The sequence below is a fragment of the Streptomyces sp. ISL-66 genome, from assembly GCF_018614135.1.
GTDB lineage: Bacteria > Actinomycetota > Actinomycetes > Streptomycetales > Streptomycetaceae > Streptomyces.
Genome location: NZ_JAGGOW010000132.1, coordinates 1 through 19311, shown reverse-complemented (window position 1 = coordinate 19311; position 19311 = coordinate 1). Strand labels below are relative to the sequence as shown.

The following is a 19311-nucleotide window of genomic DNA, read 5'->3' as shown; positions in this document are numbered from 1 at the left end:
CCACAGCGGGGGACTGACCTTGACGGCGCTCGGCCGGCTGATGCGCCGGCTCGGCGCGCACGAGGCCCTCAACCTGGACGGCGGAGGCTCCTCCACCCTGCTCGCCGCCCTCACCGGGGCCACGGGCTTGACCTTGGAGAACTCGCCCTCCGACGGCCGGCCCCGACCGGTCCCCAACGGCCTGGTGCTGACGGCTCCCACGGGATCCGGCCGGGCCGCCGGATACCGGATCGAACCCGTCGGTTACGGCGGCGGAGCCGGTGACACCGACGGGGGCGGCGCGAGCGGCGCGGACCGCCACCGCGTCTTCCCCGGGCTGCACCGCACCCTCACGGCCGCCCCCTACGACACCGCGCTCGGCCCCGTCCCCGGCCCTGCGGCGTTGCCCGCTCCGGCGTGGTCCACCCACGGCGGCCGCGGCCGGATCGACGCCACCGGGGTGCTGCGCGGGCTGAGCCCCGGCCCGGTGGACGTGCACGCCCGGCGCGGGACGGCACGCGGCACGCTCCGCCTGGAGGTCCTCGGCCCGCTGACCCGGCTCAGGGCCGCCCCCGAGCGGATCGGGCTCGCGGAAGAAGGGGAGAGCGCCCGCTTCGCCCTGACCGGGTACGACGCGCAGGGCGCCGCCGCCACCGTCGAACCCCGGGACACGGAGCTGGAGTTCGACCGCTCGCAGTGGAGCGTCGCCGACGACGGGCGCGGCGGATTCACCGTGACCGCCCGCGTCCCGCGCGCCGCCGGAAAGCTGCGCGCCACCGTCCGAGGACACTCCGCGGGCACCACAGGCACCACAGGCAGGCACCACAGGCACCACAGGCACCACAGGCACCGCAGGCATCGCGGGCATCACGGGCGCATCGCGTGCGTCGGGTGCATCGGGTATGTCAGGTGCGACGGTCACGGCCGAACTCGCCCTGGGAGTGGGCCTGTCGGACCGCCTGCTCGCCGACCTCGAGGACGCCGACCGGTGGACCGGCACCGGAGCCGGGCCGGGGGAGGGGCATCCGGGCCGGGGCCTCGCCCTCACGCTCTCCGCCGCCGGCGGAGCTGAGGCCACCGACGCCGCGCAGACCGCGGCCGCGTCCCCGCCCCGGCCGCTCCGGGTGCCGGAACTGGCCCGCTCGCTCTCGCTCTGGGTAAACGGCGACGGCTCCGGAGCCCGGCCCGCCGTGGAACTCGCCGACGGCGACGGGGGAGTGGCCACCCTGCGGGGACCGGCCGTGGACTGGAGCGGCTGGCGGGAGATCAGCCTCCCGCTCCCGGCGATGGCGGAGCGGCCGTTGACCGTGACCCGGCTCTCGGCGGCCGCGGGACCCCGCCCGGCGCGGCTGCTGCTGGACACCCTGGTGGCCCGTACGCCGCCGACCGGCTTCGCGCGTCCGGCCGCCGCGCCGGATCCGATCGTGGCGACGGCGGCCCAAGTGGCCTCCAGGCCTTGGCGGTTCGCACTCCAGTCCGCGGCTCCGGGAGGCGCCGACCGGACCGGCACGGGCGCCGATTTCGTCCTGGGCGCAGTGGGCCGCGCGGCCTTCGTCCACCGCGGCGTACGGTTCCTGCCCCTCGACGCCGCGCGCCGCACCCTCGACGGCGGCGGGCTCGCCAGGATCCGGGCCCTACGGGCGGCTCTCGAAGCCGCCGCCCGGGAGCCGGGGACGGGCGCGGTGGCCGTCGTACAGCAGTACGCGCCCGGGTCCGCGGACCGCAAGGAGGTCGCGCTGCAACTGCGTCACCTGGCGGAGTTCCGGCGTACCACCGGCAAACGGGCCGCCGTGGTCACCCTCGCGGCCCCCCGCTTCGCGGCCGGCCGCACGGAGGGGGTCCTCACCCTCGCGGCCCCGCGCACCGGCCGCACTCTGATCGGCGCCGACGCCTTCGCCGCGGGCGACTGGCTCTCCGTACTGCCGCCCATGCCCGCGCCGACGCCCACGCCCGTGCCGGCGGCCAAGGCGGTGGCTAGTGCCGCGTCAGGCAACGTTCGCCCCGTCGCGGCGTCCGGCACGCACTCTCGCCGCACCGGCCGAAAGCCCAAGTACGTCCAGTACGAGGGCTTCCGGCCGGCACGCCGAGAGCACGCACCGGACGCCGCTCCTTGACGGGCAAACGTTGCCTGACGCGGCACTAGCCGGTGACCCGGGCGGTGAAGGCGTCGAGGTTGGCGAGGGCGCGGGCGATCTTCTCGTCCACCGTCAGCGTCTCCTCGTAGCCCCGGTTCTGCAGCTTCGGCTGGCGCTTGCCCCGGATGTAGAGGGAGCAGGCGAGGTCGGCGCAGACGTAGGTGCCCACGGTGTTGCCCTCGCGGCCGCGGGCGCCCGCGAGCGGGGCGACCAGGAGGGTCACGCCCGAGGAGGTGTGCCCCGTCAGACAGATCTGGCAGATGCTCGACTTGAAGCCGCCCACGCGGTTCGCGGCGGGCACCCGCAGCGAGATGCCGACGGGTGCGCCGTCCGGCCCGGGCCGGACGAGGTGCGCGCGCAGCGGCGCCGCCGGGTCCACCCAGCCGAGGAAGTCCAGGTCTTCCCAGGGCAGTTCGGCGAAGTCGGTCGGCAGCTTCAGGCGCGCCGCCTCGCCCTTGGTGCAGTTCACGAAGGACGAGCGGATCTGTTGGTCGGTGAGCGGTTCCATGGAAACGCACGGTACGTGGTGATACGGACCCCGGACATCCGAATTTCTCCGGGCGGGAGGCCGGGGGAGGTCCGGGAGAGAGGTCGGGGCGGGAGGTCGGGCGCGCTACAGCCGCACCAGCGTGACCTCGGTCGCCTTCACGCTGGTCCACACCTCGGCGCCGTCGACGAGGCCCAGCTCGGCGGCCGCCTGCGGGGTGATCTCCGCGACCAGGTCCGGAGCCTGCGCGGAGCCGACCAGCACGCGCAGCCGGCTGCCGACCGAGGTGATCTCCCGTACCGTTCCGGGCCATACGTTACGAGGGCTGCCGCCCGGCCGGTCCCGGTGCACCGACACCGCCTCCGGAGCGATGATCGCGAGCGCCTGCGCACCCTCGGGCAGCGCCTCGGCGACGATGAGGCGGCCCCCGCCGGCCAGGACCAGCCCGTCGGCCGAGGCCGTGCCGGGCCAGGCGTTGCGCCCCAGCATCCGGGCCACCCACGGGGAGCGCGGATGCCGGGTCACCTCGGCGGGCGGCGCGTCCTGGAGGCTCCGCCCGTCGGCGAGCACGAGGACCCGGTCGGCCAGCGACAGTGCCTCGACGGGGTCGTGGGTGACGATGAGGCAGACCCCGCCGAAACCGGCCAGGTGCGTGCGCAGGGTGTGCCGGACGTGGGCGCGGGTCGTCTGGTCGAGGGCGGCGAGGGGCTCGTCGAGGAGCAGCAGCCGGGGGCGGGCGGCCAGCGCCCGGGCCAGGGCCACGCGCTGGGCCTGGCCGCCGGAGAGTTCGGCAGGCTTGCGGTGGGCGAGGTGGCCGACTCCGAGCCGGTCCAGCCAGGCCTGGGCCTCGGCGCGGGCCCGCGCACGCGGCACCCGGCGGGCGCGGAGCCCGTAGGCGGTGTTGGAGAGGGCGCTCAGGTGCGGGAACAGCGCACCGTCCTGGGGAACCCAGGCGACCTGCCGTTCGTGCGGCGGGAGCGCGGTGACGTCGGTGTCGCCGAGCCGGAGCCGCGCGTGGGCGCGGGGGCTCAGGCCGAGCAGGGCGCGCAGCAGGGTGGTCTTGCCGGCGCCGTTCTCGCCGACGACGGCGATGGTGGTGCCGGGTTCGGCGTCGAGGGTGAGCTCGTTGAAGCCGGTGACGGTGGCGTGCAGCGGCCAGTGGCCACCGTCGGCGGAGAGGACGGGGGAGGGGGCGGGGGCAGGGGCGGGGGCGGCGGGCCCGGCCGTCGGGTCCGCGGTGTCCACCGGGCGGGTCGGCGCTGCCGGAGCGGCCGGACCGGGAGTCTCCTCCGGGATCACGGAGGGCTGGGCGGCTTTGCGGGCGACCGGAGTCCCCGTCCACCTGCCGCGCAGGCCGACCAGTACGGCCATGGCGATCGCGAGCAGCAGCAGGGAGACGGAGGTGGCGGCTTCGGGCTCGTCCTGGAGCAGCAGGTAGACCTGGAGCGGCAGGGTCTGGGTGGTGCCCGGCAGATTGCCGGCGAAGGTGATGGTGGCACCGAACTCGCCGAGCGCACGGGCCCAGGTCAGGGCGGCGCCGGCGATCAGGCCCGGGGCGACCATCGGCAGCGTCACCGTGAAGAACACCCGGACCGGCGTGGAACCGAGGGAGGCCGCGGTCTCCTCGTAGCTCCGCTTGAGGCCACCGAGCGCACCCTCCAGGCTGATCACCAGGAACGGCATCGCGACGAACGTGGCCGCGATGACCGCGCCGGAGGTGTGGAAGGGCAGGGTGATGCCGAAAGTGCCCTCCAGCCAGGGGCCGAGCAGCCCGCGCCGGCCGAAACCGAGCAGCAGCGCCACACCGCCGACGGTGGGCGGCAGCACCATGGGGAGCAGGACGAGCGAGCGCACCAGCGCCTTGCCCTTGAACTCGACGCGGGCCAGCAGCCAGGCCAGCGGCACCCCGAGGAGGAGGGAGAGGCCGAGGGCCCACAGGGACACCAGCAGCGAGAGCTTGAGCGCCTGCACCACACCCGGGCTGGCGAGGTGCGAGCCGACCTCGCCCCACTGCGTGCGGACGAGGATGCCGATCAGCGGCATCAGCAGGAACGCCACGGCGAGCAGCGCGGGGAGCGCCAGGGCCACGGGGGGCCGGGCGCGGTGGGTGTGGAGACTGCTCATATCGGGTTCCTGGCTGGGAAGCTGGGGCGGCGGGTGAGCGGGTGAGCGGGTGAGCGGGCGAGGGGGCGAGGGGGTGGGCGGTCGAGCGGTCGAGAGGGCGGCCGGGCGAGTGGGCGGGCGCGTGAAGCGTAGTGCGCCGCGCACTCGTGCGGCGGTGCGGCGGTGCGGCGGCGAGGAGTCCAGGGGCGGGCACGCGAAGAGGGGTTGCCCGTCCCCCCGGACGGGCAGCCCCCCTCGGCGTGGGAACCGGGCCGCGGTTACGCCTTCTGGAAGCCGGCGTCCTGGAGGATCTTCTGCGCCTCGGAGGCGCTCAGCCACGCCACGAACGCGGCCGCGGCCTCGGTGTTCTCGGAGCCCTTGAGGGTGGCAGCCGGGTAGGAGGCCACGGCGTTCTCGGCGTCCGGGATGTCCACGACGACGACCTTGTCACCGGACTTTTTGGTGTCGGTCTTGTAGACGAGGCCGGCGTCGGCCTCGCCCAGCTCGACCTTGGAGAGGACGGCGCGGACATTGGGCTCTTGGGAGACCGGCTTCACCTCGATCTTCTGGGCATCGAGGATCTGCTTGCTGTAGCGGCCTACGGGGACCTCGGGCGCGGCCAGCACGACCTTGATCTTGGTGCCGGTGAGGTCCTTGAGGGCGGCGACCTTGAACGGGTTGCCCTTGCCGGCAGCGATGACCAGGCGGTTCTTCGCGATGATCGCGGGGGCATTGGTCTCGGCCTTCAGCCCGTCCATGGTCTTGGTGTCGGCCGTGACCAGCGCGTCGGCCGGGGCGCCCTGCTTGACTTGGGCGGCGAGCTCCTGCGAACCGGCGAACGAGAAGGTGATCTTCGTACCCGGGTGCGCCTTCTCGTACGCGGCGCCGGCGGTCTTGAAGGCGTCGGTGAGGGAGGACGCGGCGAGCACGGTGAGGTGCGCGGCCTTCGACCCGGCCGTGACGGAGGCGCTCGTCGAGGCGGCGGCGTCGTTCTTGACGTCGTTCTTGCTGCCGCTGCCGCTGCCGCTGCCGCAGGCGGCCAGCGCCGGGACGAGCAGGGCGGCGGTCACGGCGAGGGCGGCCGTACGGCGGCGATTCGACTGCGGGATCACCAGGCGGTCGGGACCGGGCTGGATCTCGACCTGCACGGTGACCTCCCCGGGCTTGACGGCGGTGAGGATGCCGGGGAAGGCGCTTCGCGGCGACATGGAGGACTGCATGTGCGACAAGGTAGGGCCAGTGATCCCGCATTTGCAACTGTGCTGGGATGATCTACCTAGCATATGCGAGACCTCTCGTCGTAACCGCCAAAGCTCCTTCCTCCTTGGCGCGGTCGGGCTCGCACTAGAGTCGGGGCATGGCTGAAGAGGCAACCACGGGTACGGGATCGGCTCGGGTCGACGTGTGGATCTGGTCGGTCCGGCTGGCGAAAACGCGGGCGATCGCGGCCGCGGCCTGCCGCGCGGGACACGTGCGGGTCAACGGGGAGCGCGCGAAGCCGGCGCAGTCGGTGCGGGCCGGGGACGAGGTCCGGCTCTTCCATGCCGGGCGGGAGCGCATCGTCGTCGTCCGGCGACCGGTGACGAAGCGGGTCGGCCCCCCGGTCGCCGCGGAATGCCTGATCGACAACAGTCCGCCGCCGCCGTCCCCGGTGGAGGCGGCGGTGGTCGGCATCCGCGACCGCGGCGCCGGCCGCCCGACCAAGCGCGAACGCCGCGAGATCGAAACCCTGCGCGGCAATCGGTAGATCTCGGGGCCCGGGACGGGTCCATCGTGAGACCGGTGGATCGCGGCTCTGTGTGACACCCGAAGCCCGGTCCGGCATTCCGCCGGACCGGGCTTCGGTGTGGCGGGTCGACCTCTGCCCGGTGGTCCACGCCTTCGACGGTAAGTCCCGCCTGCGGCCATAGGGATGTACTGCCGGTACACCCCTTGATGGTGCCTCGCCACCCGCGCGAAGAGCGGGTTACCTGGATGACGTGGTGCTCTCCGCGCGGCCTCCACGACGGGACGGTGGCGCGCACCCGGCCCTGCACTTGGCGACGGCCCCGGACACCCGGTGGCGCACGCCCCGGCACGCAAAGGAACCCCTCTCATGCGCGGCGCAGTGATCCACGCCCCCGGCGACATCCGCTTCGAGACCCTGGACGACCCGAAGCTCCTTCACCCGACCGACGCGATCATCCGGACGGCCGTGACCTGCGTGTGCGGCTCCGACCTGTGGCCCTACCGCGGCGCGGAGCCGATCGGCGATCCGCATCCGATGGGCCACGAGTACGTCGGCTTCGTCGAGGAGGTCGGCAGCGAGGTCACCTCGATCAGGCCGGGCCAGTTCGTCATCGGCTCCTTCGCCACCTCGGACAACACCTGTGCCAACTGCCGCAACGGCTTCCAGTCGAACTGTCTGCACCGCGAGTTCATGAGCACGTGCCAGGCCGACTACGTGCGGATCCCCCACGCCCAGGGCACCCTGGTCGCCACCGACCACGTCCCGGGCGAGGAGCAGTGGCCCGGCCTGCTGGCCGTCTCCGACGTCATGGGTACCGGCTGGTGGGCCGCCGACGCCGCCGACGTGCGGCCCGGCTCGACCGCCGTGGTCGTCGGTGACGGCGCCGTGGGCCTGTGCGGCGTCATCGCGGCCAAGGAGTTCGGCGCGGAGCGGATCATCGCCATGTCACGGCACGAGTCCCGTCAGAAGCTCGCCCGGGAGTACGGCGCCACCGACATCGTCACCGAGCGCGGCGAGGAGGGCGTCGCCCGGATCAAGGAGATGACCGGCGGGATCGGCGCCGACTCCGTCCTGGAGTGCGTAGGCACCGCCCAGGCCATGCGGCAGGCGCTGCGCGCGGCGCGGCCGGGCGGCAACGTCGGCTTCGTCGGCGTCCCCCACGAAGTGGCCATCGATGGGCAGGAACTGTTCTTGTCCCACGTCGGCCTGCGCGGCGGTCCCGCCCCCGTACGCCGCTACTTGCCCGACCTGATCGACCGCGTCCTGAGCGGCCGGATCGATCCGGGCAAGGTCTTCGACCTCACCCTGCCCCTGGACCAGGTCGCCGAGGGCTACCGCGCGATGGACGAGCGCCGCGCCATCAAGGCCCTCCTCAAGCCCTGACCCTGCCCGCGCCGCGCATCGCATCGCCTGCTTCGTCCCCTGGGGGCAAGGGAGCGAGTCGAGCGGGGGCGAGTCGATACGCGTCGTATCGAGCATATGTTCGAGTGACGCGTTAGGCTGGACCCATGCAGCACGCACTCTCCCTCTTCGACCAGGGTGACGAGATCACGCTCGGGCCGCCGACGGGCCTGCGGCGTACGGAACTGGGCGCCGGGGCCTGGGTGGACCACCTGCCGGGCTGGCTGTCCGGCGCCGACGCACTGTTCGAACGACTCGCCGCGGACGTGCCGTGGCATGCCGAGCGGCGGCAGATGTACGACCGCGCCGTGGACGTACCGCGGCTGCTCGCCTTCTACGGCGAAGGGGACCCGCTGCCGCACCCCGTGCTCACCGAGGCCCGCGAGGCGCTGACCCGCCACTACGCTCCCGAGCTGGGCGAACCCTTCGTCACCGCGGGCCTCTGCCTCTACCGCGACGGCCGCGACAGCGTCGCCTGGCACGGGGACCGCACCGGCCGCTCCGCCACCGAGGACACGCTGGTGGCGATCCTCTCGGTCGGCGACCCCCGCGACCTGGCCCTGCGCCCCCGTGACGGCGGCCCGACCCTGCTTCGCCTCCCCCTGGGCCACGGCGACCTGGTGGTGATGGGCGGCTCCTGCCAGCGCACGATGGAGCACGCCATCCCCAAGACGGCCCGCGCGGTGGGCCCCCGCGTCAGTGTTCAGTTCCGTACGCGCGGAGTCCGCTGACGCGGGCGGGCGTGCGGCGGCGCGTAGGGCGGACCGTGTGGCGCAGCCCCCGGCGCCCGTCCTACGCCGCGTCGAGCTCCTCGCGCGGGCGGGCCGCCGAGGCCGCGGCGTGCAGCGAGCGGAGCGCTAGCAGCAGTACGCCGATGTCGTCGAGGTAGACCGGGTCGGGGATCAGGTCCACCGGCGAGACGGTGTACACCACGGCCGCCCAGAACAGGGCCTTGTCGCGCAGCGGGATCCCCGCGTCGCGCAGCAGCCGCCGGGCCGCGAAGACCCGTACGAGGAGCACGGCCGCGGTGACGGCCAGTCCCGCGGCCACCACCGCCGCCACGATGATCCAGGCCGTCGTCGGATCCATCAGGCGCCCTGCTCCCGCAGTCGGCGGCTGACCTCGCCGAGCCCGTCCGCGAGCGCGTCGAGCTGTTCGGGGCTGAGCACGTCCACGAGTACCTCCCTCACCGTGGTCACGTGCCCCGGCGCGGCCTGGGTCAATCGTGCGCGGCCGGCCTCGGTGAGCACGGCGTAGACCCCCCGGACGTCCGAGGGGCAGGTGCGGCGGCGGACCAGGCCCGTCTTCTCCATCTGGGTGACCTGATAGGTCAGGCCGCTCTTGGAGTTGATCAGTCCGTTGGCGAGTTCCGTCATGCGCAGTTCCCCCTCCGGGGCCCTGGCGAGGCGGACGAGGATCTCGTACTGCGGGTGCGAGAGTCCGGAGTCGTCCTTGAGCTGCTGGTCGAGGCGGCGGTTCACCAGGGCGGAGGCGGCCAGGAAGCCTTCCCAGGCGCGCATCTCGCGGTCGTCCAGCCATCTGGTTTCAGCCATGGATTCAGCGTACACGGGTCGTTCCAATTTGAATCACTCGTGTGCGACGGTTAAGGTCCCGGGTAGTTGCAATTTGAACAACATTCTCGGCGGTGCCCTTGGCCCCGCCCGCAGCACCCCCCTGCCCGCTTCGCCGCCCGCCCGACTGGAAGGCCTCCCCCATGACCAGCTCCAGCCCCGCCGCCACTGTGCGTCCCGCCCCCGCCGCGACGCCGATCGCCCCCGCCGTCGCCCTCTCGACCCCCGCCCACGACGTGGGCCTGCTCCTCCTGCGCGTCGTCCTCGGCCTGACCATGGCCGCCCACGGCAGCCAGAAGCTCTTCGGCTGGTTCGGCGGCGGCGGCATCAGCGGCACCGGACAGTTCTTCACCGCCAGTGGCTACCCGGCGGGCGACGCCATGGCCGTCCTCGCCGGACTGACCGAGACCCTCGGCGGGCTCGGCCTCGTCGCCGGGCTGCTCACCCCGCTGGCGGGCGCGGCCGTCGTCGGCACGATGATCAACGCCATCGCCGTCCACGGCGCCGGCTCGTTCTTCGCCCCCAAGGGCGTCGAATACGAGATCCTGCTCACCGCCGGCGCCGCCGCCCTCGCGCTCACCGGCCCCGGCCGCTACGCCGCCGACCGCTTCCTGCCCGTCCTGCGCGGCCACCGCCTCGCCCACGGCCTCCTCGCCGTCGCCCTCGGCGCCGTCATCGCCGGCGTGCTGCTCCTCGTGCGGAACTAGTACGGAACCAGGAGTCGGCCCGGGCCGCCAGGGCTGCCCGGGCCGCCCCGGCGCATGCGGTGCGGCCCGGTGCGGTCCGGGCGCGCCGACCCGTACGGCTCGATTGGATCCGGGCATGTGGGGGAAAGGGCGATGGATGACACAACCCATCGCAGACTACGCACTCATCGGCGACCTGATGACCAGTGGGCTCGTCGGCCGTGACGGGTCCGTCGACTGGCTGTGCCTGCCGCGCTTCGACTCCGCCGCCTGCTTCGCCGCCCTCCTCGGCGACGAGGAGAACGGCCACTGGCGCATCGCCCCGGCCGCGGCCCCCGCCTCCGCACAATGCACCCGCCGCGCCTACATCGAGGGCACGCTCATCCTCGAATCCTTCTGGGAGACCGAGGACGGCGGCTCCTTCAAGGTCACCGACTTCATGCCGCAGCGCCACACCGCCCCCGACGTGATGCGGATCGTCGAGGGCCTCACCGGTGAATCCGTCGTGAACAGCACCCTGCGCCTGCGCTTCGACTACGGGCACGTCGTCCCGTGGCTACGCCGCTGCGACGGCGACCGCGTCGCCGTCGCCGGGCCCGACTCCGCCTGGCTGCGCAGCGAACCGCCCGTGCCGACGTGGGGCGAGGACAGGAGCACCCGCTCCGAGTTCACCGTCGCCGCCGGCGAACGCGTCGCCTTCGTCCTCACCTGGCACCCCTCGCACGAGCCGCGTCCCGAGCCCGTGGACCCGTACGAGGCCCTGGAGCAGAGCGTCGCCGACTGGCGGGAGTGGACCTCCCGGTGCACTTACGACGGCCCCTACCACGAGGCCGTGACGCGCTCCCTGATCACGCTCAAGGCCCTCACCTACGCACCGACCGGCGGGATCGCCGCCGCCGCGACCACCTCCCTGCCCGAGGAGCTCGGCGGCGTCCGCAACTGGGACTACCGCTACTGCTGGCTCCGCGATTCCACCCTCACCCTCGGCGCGCTGCTGGCCACCGGATTCCTCGACGAGGCCCGCGCGTGGCGCGCGTGGCTGCTGCGGGCCGTCGCGGGCGACCCGGCAGACCTGCAGATCATGTACGGGATCGGGGGCGAGCGGCGCATCCCGGAGGTCGAACTGCCGTGGCTGAAGGGGTACGCCTCCTCCGCGCCGGTCCGGATCGGCAACGCGGCCGTCGACCAGCTCCAGCTCGACGTGTACGGAGAGGTCCTCGACTCCCTGTACGTGGCCCGCTCCGCCGGGCTTCCCGCCGAGTGGCACGCCTGGAAGATCCAGCTCGCGCTCCTCGACTTCCTGGAGCAGAACTGGCGCCGGCCGGACGAGGGGCTGTGGGAAGTGCGCGGCCCGCGCCGCCACTTCACGCACTCCAAGGTCATGGCGTGGGTGGCCGCCGACCGGGCCGTGCGCACGCTCGAACTGAACCCCTCGCTGCCCGGCAACGCGGAACGCTGGCGGGCCATGAGGGACGAGGTGCACAACGACGTGTGCGAGAAGGGCTACGACCCGGAGCGGGGCACCTTCACCCAGTACTACGGCTCGCGCGATCTCGACGCGGCCACCCTCCTCATCCCGCGCGTCGGCTTCCTGCCGCCCGACGACCCCCGGGTGATCGGCACCGTCGACGCCGTGTGCGCGGAGCTGGGCCGCAGCGGACTCGTCCGCCGTTACAGCACCGAAGGCCTGCCGGTGGACGGCCTGCCCGGCGACGAAGGCGCCTTCCTCGCCTGCTCGTTCTGGCTGGCCGACGCGCTGTACCTGACCGGCCGGGAGAAGGAGGCGCGGGAACTCTTCGAGCGGCTGCTGGACGTGCGCAACGACGTGGGGCTGCTGGCCGAGGAGTACGACCCGGTCGCCGGACGCCAACTCGGCAACTTCCCCCAGGCGTTCAGCCACGTCGGCCTGGTGAACACCGCGCTCACCCTAGGTGGCGGCGGGCTGGCGGGCGGGCCGGCGACGGACTGAGGGCGCGGGGCGCCGGGCCGGACCCGCCCCGGGCGGTTACGAGCGGCGGTTGAACGGGAGCCGGCCCAGGACCACGGCCATCCCGCAGGTGTCGGTGAGGGCGGAGAAGACCAGCCCGCCCGCGATGGCCGCGCTGAGCAGCTCGAACGCCGGGTGCACCAGCAGGCCCAGGACCAGGCCGAGGAGCACCAGCGAACCCGCGGTCAGCCGGACCTGCCGCTCCATGGCCCAGACCCGCCGGGGGTCTCCGGCGGGGTGGTCGAGCGGATGCCCGTGCGCGGACCAGGCGCTGGTGCCACCGGTCAGGCTGGTGGCGGCGATGCCGTGCCCGGCCAAGGTCCGGGCCGCGTTCTGCGAGCGACTGCCGGAGGCGCACACCAGCAGCAGCCCCTTGTCCTCGGCGGCCCGGCGCAGCTCGGGCAGGGAGCGGCCGATCCGGTCGAGCGGGACGTTCAGCGCGCCGGGGAGGTGGCCGGAGGCGTACTCGGCCGGTGTGCGGACGTCGACGATCGAGAACTCGGTGTGACGGGCGTGGGCCTGCTCCACGTCGAGGAGGGCGGGGCTGCTGGTCATGGCGAACGGGCTCCTTCGAAGGGCGGGGGAGCCGCCGGTACGGGACTGCGGCGGTACCGGGGATGCGGCGGGGCCGCGGGCGCACACCGGGTCGGAGCATAGACGAAAGGGAGCCGGAAGCAAGACGCCCGTTCCGCCATACGGGACGGGACGGGCGGAACGGGCGGAACGGCCGTCGCACGGCGAGGTGGTGGTCCGGACGCGGAACTGACCCCGGCCGGGCCGCCTGGGCCCGGCCGGGGTCAGTTCCCCGTTGACGTGCGGCCTTACAGGGCCGCGGTCTCGACGGCGACCGGCGCGGGCTGCTCGGCCGGCCGGACCTCGGGGTTCTCCTCGTCCACCGGAATGCTGACGAGCCAGCGGCTGTCCTTGCGCGGACGCAGGTACAGCGCCCAGTAGAGAGTCGCGAAGGCGGTGATCCCACCGGTCCACAGCAGGTACTGGGCCTCCTGCTGGGTCAGGATGTACACGAACACCAGGATCAGCACGACCGGGACGGCGGGCCACAGCGGCATCCGCCAGGCCACCGTGTCGCGGTGCGCCCCGCGCCGGCTGAACAGCGCGGCGACCGCGACCAGCAGGTACATGCCGGTCACCGAGACGCCGGTGACCCCGTAGAGCGTGTCGAGGTTGACGAAGCACATCGCCGCACCCGGAACGCCGACGAGCAGGGTGGCCACCCACGGGGAGCCGAAGCGGCCGAGCCGCGAGAGCGCCGCGTTGACCGGAGCCGGCCAGGCCTTGTCGCGGGCCGAGGCGAACAGCACGCGGGAGTTCTGGATGACCATGACGATGCCGGCGTTGACGATGGCGAGTGCCACGCAGAGGCTGACGAAGGTGCCGACGGCCGAGTTCGACCACGCGGTCACCATCGCGCCGAGGTCGCCGGAGGCCAGCGCCTCCAGGTCCGGGGCGCCCATGGTGATGGCGATGACGGGGATCAGGATGACGGCGGTGGAGATGGCGAGGGTGGCGAGGACCGTCCGCGGGACGTTGCGGCGGGGGTTCTCCAGCTCCTCGGAGAGGTAGACGGCCGTCGAGAAGCCCTGGGTGATGAACAGGGCGATGGCGAGCCCCGAGACGACCATCATCGCTGTGACGGTCGAGGTGCCGCCGCCCTCCACGGCCACCGAGCCGTGCACGAGGGCGTCGGCGCCCCGCTCGCTGTGGGCGAAGCCGAGTACGGCGACGAGCGCGGCCGCCACGACCTCCAGGACGAGGAAGATGCCCGTGATCCAGGCGTTGGCCCGCAGGTCGAGGAGACCGGCGAGGGTGGCGAGCAGCATCACGCCGGCGCCCGCGGCCGGGGCCGGTATGTCGATCACCGGGGCCAGGTAGTCGGCGGTGCCCATCGCGATCACCGGCGGCACGATCATCACGACCAGGAGGGACAGCACGAACACCAGCCAGCCGGCCAGCCGGCCGGACATGGTGGAGACCATCGCGTACTCGCCGCCGGCACTGGGGATGAGCGTGCCCAGCTCCGAGTAGCAGAACGCGACGCCGATGCAGAGCAGCGAGCCGATGGCGATGGTGAGTGCGGCCCAGGTGCCGAGGCTGGCGAAGAGATCGGGTACGACGACGAAGAGGGTCGAGGCGGGCGTCACGCACGACAGCGTGAGCAGTGTTCCGCCCACGACGCCGATGGAACGCTTGAGCTTCTGGGGGACGGGCCCGGTAGCGGGGGAGAGGGCCTGAGGAGCGCTGATCGAGTCAGACATCGTGCGGTGTTCCGATCGGCAGATGCGGTGAGTGAGCGCGGGAGCGGTATCGCCTCCGAGGCGGTGGTGAGCAAGAGTGGTTCGGTGGCTCCCGGGCCGAATGCAATCTCCACGGGATCCGCAGGTCAAGAGCTGTTCACCTGCGGATTCCATCGTCCGGGGCCGGGCGGACAGCCGTTCTGGGCGTAAAGACCGCGTAAACGCTGCGCAATTACCACGTGCGATAACCGCAGGTGACCGCGGGTAAATTTTCCTCCGCTTTGCCGACCCGCCGCCGTACGGACACCGGATCCGCCCGAACCCGCCGTGACCCGCCCTGACCGCCCTGACCGCCCTGACCCTCCACCGACTCCCGCACACCCGCTCGGCGCGAGCCGGGGCCGGGGCTGCCCGGCCTTCCGCCGTCCGGACTGACCCGAACGCCTCCCCCGTCCGGGGGAGGTCCGGCGCCGGGACGGCCCCCGGCGCCGCCGTACGGGCAGGCTTGCGGACATGCGACAGCAGTACGACACGTCAACGCCCCCGGTGGCCTTCTCGGTCGCCGACGCCTTCACCCTGCGCACGGCCCTGGACGCCCTCGGCGGGGTCCGCGGCCTCGACACCCTCGACGCGGCCTGCGGACACGGCAGCACCACCCGGATGCTGGCGAGCGGCGGAGCCCGCCGCGCGGTGGGCGTCGACGACTGCCCCGAGCGCATCCGGCGGGCGCGGGAGAGCGGGGAAGACACCGGGGGCGCCGCGGTCGAGTACGTCCTGCTCGACGACGCGGCCGGGATGCCGGAGCTGGGCCCCTTCGACCTGGCCACGGCCGTGTACCTGTTCAACCAGGCCCACGACAGGCCGGCCCTGCACGCCATGTTCCGGGCCGTCCGTGCCAGCCTGCGCCCCGGCGGACGGCTCCTCGCCATCGTGCCGAACCCGGGCGCCTTCCCGTACGCGGACTGGTCCCCGTACGGGATCAGCGTCGTCGAGCGCTCCCCGGGAGGCGACGCACCCCTGCTCCGGGCCCGCCTGGAGACCGATCCGCCGGTCCCGTTCGAATGCCGGGAGTGGGCCCACGCCGACTACGCCGAGGCCGCCGCCGACGCCGGCTTCGCGACGGTCTCCTGGCAGCCGACCCGGACCCCGCCGGCCTGCGCGATCCGCGACGAGACGTACTGGGCCCGCTACCGCACGGCCCCCGTCGGCTCCCTGATGAACTGCATGGCCTGACGACCGCGAGGCATCCACTCGGAGGCATCGACCGAAGGCATGCGACCCGGACGCATCGGCCCGGAGGTATCGGCCGCAGGCACCGCCACGCCGGTCCCGAAGCGCCGGCCCGGCACGGCGGGCACCGGATGGCCCGGACGGCCGGTCCGGCCCGCCCCGGTCCCGCCCCGCGCTCAGGCCTCCGCCGCCGCCCTACGGATCAGCTCCACGATCCGGTCGCGCGCCGCCCTGCCCTCCGGAACCGGCAGCAGCGGGTACCCGTGCGGCAGCCCCTGCTCCTCGTGGAACTCCACCTCGACGCCGTCCGCCCGCGCCCGGCGCAGCAGTTCGCGGCTGTCGGTCGTCAGGAGGTCCCGGGTGCCCGTGAACACCGTCAGCGGGGCCAGCCCCGCGAACGAACCGCGCAGCGGGCTCACCCGGGGATCGTCGGCCGAGAGGTTGCCCGCGTACAGCCGCCCGGCCTCCCGCAGCCCCGGGCGGGCCAGCATCGGATCGTCCGCCTCGATGGCCGCCTGGTCGGGATGGCTCATGGACACGTCCAGCCAGGGCGAGATCAGCACGATCCGGGACGGCTGCGCCCCGGTGCGGTCGCGCAGCCGCTGGGCCGCGGCCAGCGCCAGCCCGGCGCCCGCGGAGTCCCCGATGAGTACGGCGCCGCCCGCGCCGCCGCCCGCGATCAGTCCGCTGAGCAGGTCGGCGGCGACCGGGACCGTCCGGTCGGCGGTCCCGCGCGGGGCCAGGACGTACGCCGGTACGACGACCCGGGCACCGGCCCGCGTCACCAGGGTCCGGATCAACGACCAGTGCTGCCGGACCAGTTCTCCCACGTACCCGCCGCCGTGCACGAACAGCACCCGGGCGGCCGGTTCGGCTCCGCGCGGCGAGACGTCGTACACCGGCCAGGCCCCGACGAAGGTCCGGGAGACCTCCGCGATCCGGCCCAGCGAACGCGGCGGAAGATGGGAGGCCGGCCTGCGGGCCGACTCGGCCACCCGGGTACGCACGGCCTCGGCGCTCACGAACCGTCTTCGCCGCCCCGCCGCGATCAGGGCGACCGAAAGCGCCCTGCTGCGCAGACTCGGCACGCCCGCCACCTCCCCGTTCCCGGGCCGGACCGCTCCCCGGCCCCTGCCCGACACCTGAGGAGCATAGGCGTGAAGCTGGCCTGTCGACCCGCTTAAGAAATCCTCGATGGACTGTCACCCCGCGGGTCGGCAGATTGGGGACCGTCCGAACGCTGCCCGGCCCGCACGCCCCGCAGCGCTTCCTTCCGCATGCCTGGAGCCACCCCATGAAGGCACTCGTCAAGCACAAGGCCGAACCCGGGCTGTGGCTCATGGACGTTCCCGAGCCCGAGTACGGCCCCGGCGACGTGCTGATCAAGGTGCTGCGCACCGGCATCTGCGGGACGGACCTGCACATCCGGTCCTGGGACGGCTGGGCGCAGGGCGCCGTCAAGACCCCGCGCGTGCTCGGGCACGAGTTCGTGGGCGAAGTCGCCGCGCTCGGCGCCGACGTGACCGACATCGAAATCGGCGCGCTGGTCAGCGGCGAGGGCCACCTGGTGTGCGGGAAGTGCCGCAACTGCCTGGCCGGGCGCCGCCACCTGTGCCGCAGCACGATCGGGCTCGGGGTCGGACGCGACGGCGCGTTCGCCGAGTACGTCGTCCTGCCCGCGCAGAACGTGTGGGTCCATCGGACCGAGGTCGACCTCGACATCGCGGCGATCTTCGACCCGTTCGGCAACGCCGTGCACACCGCGCTCTCCTTCCCGCTCGTCGGCGAGGACGTACTGATCACGGGCGCGGGCCCGATCGGGATCATGGCGGCGGCCGTGGCCCGGCACGCGGGTGCGCGCAACGTCGTCATCACCGACGTCAGTCCGGAACGCCTCGAGATCGCCCGCAAGGCGGGCGCGACGCTCGCGCTGGACGTGCGCGACGCGACGATCGCGGACGCGCAGGCGCAGCTGGGCCTGCGCGAGGGCTTCGACATCGGGCTGGAGATGTCCGGCCGCGGCGAGGCCATGCGCGACATGATCGACAACATGACGCACGGCGGCCGGATCGCGATGCTGGGCCTCCCGGCGCAGGATTTCGCTGTCGACTGGGCCAAGGTCGTCACCTCGATGATCACGATCAAGGGCATCTACGGCCGCGAGATGTTCGAGACCTGGTACGCGATGACCGTGCTGTTGGAGGGCGGGCTCGACCTCAGCCCCGTCATCACCGGCCGGTACGCCCACGGAGACTTCGAGGCCGCGTTCGACGAGGCCGCGACCGCCCGCAGCGGGAAGATCATCCTGGACTGGACGGCCTGAGCCCGGGCGTCGGACCGCAGGCGGGCGGCGGCCCCGGAGCCATCCCCGCGCTTTCCCTGCCCCCGGCGCCATCCCCGCCCCCGTACCGCCCCTTTCGGCCCCCGCCGTCTTTCCCTCCGCCCCCCGAACCACTCCTCCCCGGCCGGGCCCCGCACACCCTCCCCCTCCGCGGGGTCCGGCCCCCCTCCGCCGCATCAGGAGAAAGAGAGCACCGCTCATGTTCGAGACCGTCCGCGAGGACTTCCGCGCCACCCTCGACGAGATCCGCGCCGCCGGCCTGCACAAGCCCGAGCGCGTCATCGGCACCCCGCAGAACGCCGCCGTCGCGGTGACCTCGGGCGGTGCTCCCGGTGAGGTCCTCAACTTCTGCGCCAACAACTACCTCGGCCTCGCCGACCATCCCGAGGTCGTCACCGCGGCGAAGGAAGCCCTCGACCGCTGGGGCTACGGCATGGCCTCCGTCCGCTTCATCTGCGGTACGCAGGAGGTCCACAAGGAGCTCGAGGGGCGCCTGTCCGCGTTCCTCGGCCAGGAGGACACGATCCTCTACTCCTCCTGCTTCGACGCCAACGGCGGCGTCTTCGAGACCCTGCTGGGCCCCGAGGACGCGGTCATCTCCGACGCCCTCAACCACGCCTCGATCATCGACGGCATCCGCCTCTCCAAGGCCCGCCGGCTGCGCTACGCCAACCGCGACCTGGCCGAGCTGGAGACCCGGCTCAAGGAGTCGCAGGACGCCCGCCGCCGACTCATCGTCACCGACGGCGTGTTCTCCATGGACGGCTACGTCGCCCCGCTCGCCGAGATCTGCGACCTCGCGGACCGCTACGACGCCATGGTCATGGTCGACGACTCGCACGCCGTCGGCTTCGTCGGCCCCGGCGGTCGCGGCACCCCGGAACTGCACGGGGTCATGGACCGCGTCGACATCATCACCGGCACCCTCGGCAAGGCGCTGGGCGGCGCCTCGGGCGGCTACGTCGCCGCGCGCACCGAGATCGTCGAGCTGCTGCGCCAGCGCTCGCGCCCGTACCTCTTCTCCAACTCCCTCGCCCCGGTCATCGCTGCCGCCTCGCTGAAGGTCCTCGACCTGCTGGAGTCGGCCGGAGACCTGCGCGCACAGCTCGCCGCCAACACCTCGCTCTTCCGTACGAAGATGACCGAGGCCGGCTTCGAGGTCCTGCCCGGCGATCACGCCATCGCCCCCGTGATGATCGGCGACGCGGCGGAGGCGGCCAAGATGGCGGAGCTGCTGCTGGAGCGCGGCGTCTACGTGATCGGCTTCTCCTACCCGGTGGTTCCGATGGGCGCGGCGCGCATCCGCGTCCAGCTCTCGGCGGCCCACTCGACGGCCGACGTGGAGCGCGCCGTGGCCGCCTTCATCGACGCCCGGTCGGCGCTGGCGACCCCGGTGGGCGCCGGGGC

The 19311-nt window shown here is 73.4% G+C and carries 17 protein-coding genes; 9 read left to right on the top strand and 8 right to left on the bottom strand.

The window, feature by feature from the left end; genetic code table 11:
- On the top strand, positions 1 to 1051 hold a 1051-nt coding region (locus J7E97_RS24785), incomplete at its 5' end, for a phosphodiester glycosidase family protein (RefSeq protein WP_215031273.1).
- A 1067-nt stretch (positions 1052 to 2118) separates the two neighbouring features.
- On the opposite strand, the gene J7E97_RS24780 is transcribed toward J7E97_RS24785, so the two are convergent.
- The 3 genes from J7E97_RS24780 to modA form a co-directional block, all read right to left on the bottom strand.
- The gene (locus tag J7E97_RS24780; RefSeq protein WP_215031271.1) at positions 2119 to 2622 is read right to left on the bottom strand and encodes an FBP domain-containing protein; all 504 of its coding nucleotides are present in this window, start codon (positions 2620 to 2622) and stop codon (positions 2119 to 2121) included.
- Between the two features lie 105 nt (positions 2623 to 2727).
- Entirely contained in the window at positions 2728 to 4725 is a 1998-nt protein-coding gene (locus J7E97_RS24775; protein WP_215031269.1) for an ABC transporter permease, read from the bottom strand.
- 257 nt (positions 4726 to 4982) lie between these two features.
- Positions 4983 to 5924, bottom strand: a complete 942-nt coding sequence (modA, locus tag J7E97_RS24770; RefSeq protein ID WP_374224228.1) for a molybdate ABC transporter substrate-binding protein — start codon at positions 5922 to 5924, stop codon at positions 4983 to 4985.
- A 137-nt stretch (positions 5925 to 6061) separates the two neighbouring features.
- Between modA and J7E97_RS24765 the strand changes: the two genes are divergently transcribed.
- The 3 genes from J7E97_RS24765 (at position 6062) to J7E97_RS24755 (ending at position 8565) form a co-directional block, all read left to right on the top strand.
- Complete coding sequence (locus J7E97_RS24765; RefSeq protein WP_215031268.1) at positions 6062 to 6451, top strand: RNA-binding S4 domain-containing protein; 390 nt, start codon at positions 6062 to 6064, stop codon at positions 6449 to 6451.
- 348 nt (positions 6452 to 6799) lie between these two features.
- Positions 6800 to 7816: a zinc-dependent alcohol dehydrogenase family protein gene (locus tag J7E97_RS24760; RefSeq protein WP_215031266.1), complete on the top strand. Its 1017-nt coding sequence runs from the start codon at positions 6800 to 6802 to the stop codon at positions 7814 to 7816.
- A gap of 125 nt (positions 7817 to 7941) precedes the next feature.
- Positions 7942 to 8565, top strand: a complete 624-nt coding sequence (locus J7E97_RS24755) for an alpha-ketoglutarate-dependent dioxygenase AlkB (RefSeq protein WP_215031263.1) — start codon at positions 7942 to 7944, stop codon at positions 8563 to 8565.
- A 61-nt stretch (positions 8566 to 8626) separates the two neighbouring features.
- On the opposite strand, the gene J7E97_RS24750 is transcribed toward J7E97_RS24755, so the two are convergent.
- Positions 8627 to 8923, bottom strand: coding sequence for a YkvA family protein (locus J7E97_RS24750; protein ID WP_215031260.1), 297 nt, complete (start codon positions 8921 to 8923; stop codon positions 8627 to 8629).
- Positions 8923 to 9387, bottom strand: coding sequence for a MarR family winged helix-turn-helix transcriptional regulator (locus tag J7E97_RS24745; protein ID WP_215031257.1), 465 nt, complete (start codon positions 9385 to 9387; stop codon positions 8923 to 8925). The genes J7E97_RS24750 and J7E97_RS24745 overlap by 1 nt, the downstream gene beginning before the upstream one ends.
- 161 nt (positions 9388 to 9548) lie before the next feature.
- Here J7E97_RS24745 and J7E97_RS24740 point away from each other — a divergent pair, with 161 nt between their 5' ends.
- Both J7E97_RS24740 and J7E97_RS24735 read left to right on the top strand, forming a co-directional pair.
- On the top strand, positions 9549 to 10112 hold the full coding sequence (locus J7E97_RS24740) for a DoxX family protein (protein WP_215031253.1): 564 nt from the start codon (positions 9549 to 9551) through the stop codon (positions 10110 to 10112).
- Between the two features lie 136 nt (positions 10113 to 10248).
- Positions 10249 to 12060, top strand: coding sequence for a glycoside hydrolase family 15 protein (locus J7E97_RS24735; RefSeq protein ID WP_215031250.1), 1812 nt, complete (start codon positions 10249 to 10251; stop codon positions 12058 to 12060).
- Positions 12061 to 12096: 36 nt separating this feature from the next.
- Here the strand turns inward: J7E97_RS24735 and J7E97_RS24730 are convergent, their stop codons facing one another.
- Positions 12097 to 12633, bottom strand: coding sequence for a rhodanese-like domain-containing protein (locus J7E97_RS24730; RefSeq protein ID WP_215031247.1), 537 nt, complete (start codon positions 12631 to 12633; stop codon positions 12097 to 12099).
- 266 nt (positions 12634 to 12899) lie between these two features.
- The gene (locus tag J7E97_RS24725; protein WP_215031243.1) at positions 12900 to 14354 is read right to left on the bottom strand and encodes an APC family permease; all 1455 of its coding nucleotides are present in this window, start codon (positions 14352 to 14354) and stop codon (positions 12900 to 12902) included.
- A gap of 492 nt (positions 14355 to 14846) precedes the next feature.
- Between J7E97_RS24725 and J7E97_RS24720 the strand changes: the two genes are divergently transcribed.
- Positions 14847 to 15566 (top strand): class I SAM-dependent methyltransferase, encoded by a 720-nt coding sequence (locus tag J7E97_RS24720; protein ID WP_215031240.1) that lies wholly within the window; start codon positions 14847 to 14849, stop codon positions 15564 to 15566.
- A 173-nt stretch (positions 15567 to 15739) separates the two neighbouring features.
- Here the strand turns inward: J7E97_RS24720 and J7E97_RS24715 are convergent, their stop codons facing one another.
- On the bottom strand, positions 15740 to 16651 hold the full coding sequence (locus J7E97_RS24715) for an alpha/beta hydrolase (RefSeq protein ID WP_308346787.1): 912 nt from the start codon (positions 16649 to 16651) through the stop codon (positions 15740 to 15742).
- Between the two features lie 206 nt (positions 16652 to 16857).
- Between J7E97_RS24715 and tdh the strand changes: the two genes are divergently transcribed.
- Positions 16858 to 17886 carry an L-threonine 3-dehydrogenase gene (gene tdh / locus J7E97_RS24710; protein ID WP_215031234.1) on the top strand — a complete coding sequence of 343 codons (1029 nt, stop codon included), beginning with the start codon at positions 16858 to 16860 and terminating at the stop codon, positions 17884 to 17886.
- A 217-nt stretch (positions 17887 to 18103) separates the two neighbouring features.
- On the top strand, positions 18104 to 19311 hold a 1208-nt coding region (locus J7E97_RS24705), incomplete at its 3' end, for a glycine C-acetyltransferase (RefSeq protein WP_215031231.1).

Excerpts from the sequence above, each read along its gene's own strand:
- modA (WP_374224228.1), bottom strand. The coding sequence starts at position 5,924 with ATGCAGTCCTCCATGTCGCCGCGAAGCGCCTTCCCCGGCATCCTCACC.
- J7E97_RS24740 (WP_215031253.1), top strand. The coding sequence starts at position 9,549 with ATGACCAGCTCCAGCCCCGCCGCCACTGTGCGTCCCGCCCCCGCCGCG.
- J7E97_RS24735 (WP_215031250.1), top strand. The coding sequence starts at position 10,249 with ATGACACAACCCATCGCAGACTACGCACTCATCGGCGACCTGATGACC.
- J7E97_RS24730 (WP_215031247.1), bottom strand. The coding sequence starts at position 12,633 with ATGACCAGCAGCCCCGCCCTCCTCGACGTGGAGCAGGCCCACGCCCGT.
- J7E97_RS24765 (WP_215031268.1), top strand. The coding sequence starts at position 6,062 with ATGGCTGAAGAGGCAACCACGGGTACGGGATCGGCTCGGGTCGACGTG.
- J7E97_RS24760 (WP_215031266.1), top strand. The coding sequence starts at position 6,800 with ATGCGCGGCGCAGTGATCCACGCCCCCGGCGACATCCGCTTCGAGACC.
- tdh (WP_215031234.1), top strand. The coding sequence starts at position 16,858 with ATGAAGGCACTCGTCAAGCACAAGGCCGAACCCGGGCTGTGGCTCATG.
- J7E97_RS24780 (WP_215031271.1), bottom strand. The coding sequence starts at position 2,622 with ATGGAACCGCTCACCGACCAACAGATCCGCTCGTCCTTCGTGAACTGC.
- J7E97_RS24725 (WP_215031243.1), bottom strand. The coding sequence starts at position 14,354 with ATGTCTGACTCGATCAGCGCTCCTCAGGCCCTCTCCCCCGCTACCGGG.
- J7E97_RS24720 (WP_215031240.1), top strand. The coding sequence starts at position 14,847 with ATGCGACAGCAGTACGACACGTCAACGCCCCCGGTGGCCTTCTCGGTC.
- J7E97_RS24775 (WP_215031269.1), bottom strand. The coding sequence starts at position 4,725 with ATGAGCAGTCTCCACACCCACCGCGCCCGGCCCCCCGTGGCCCTGGCG.
- J7E97_RS24745 (WP_215031257.1), bottom strand. The coding sequence starts at position 9,387 with ATGGCTGAAACCAGATGGCTGGACGACCGCGAGATGCGCGCCTGGGAA.
- J7E97_RS24750 (WP_215031260.1), bottom strand. The coding sequence starts at position 8,923 with ATGGATCCGACGACGGCCTGGATCATCGTGGCGGCGGTGGTGGCCGCG.
- J7E97_RS24755 (WP_215031263.1), top strand. The coding sequence starts at position 7,942 with ATGCAGCACGCACTCTCCCTCTTCGACCAGGGTGACGAGATCACGCTC.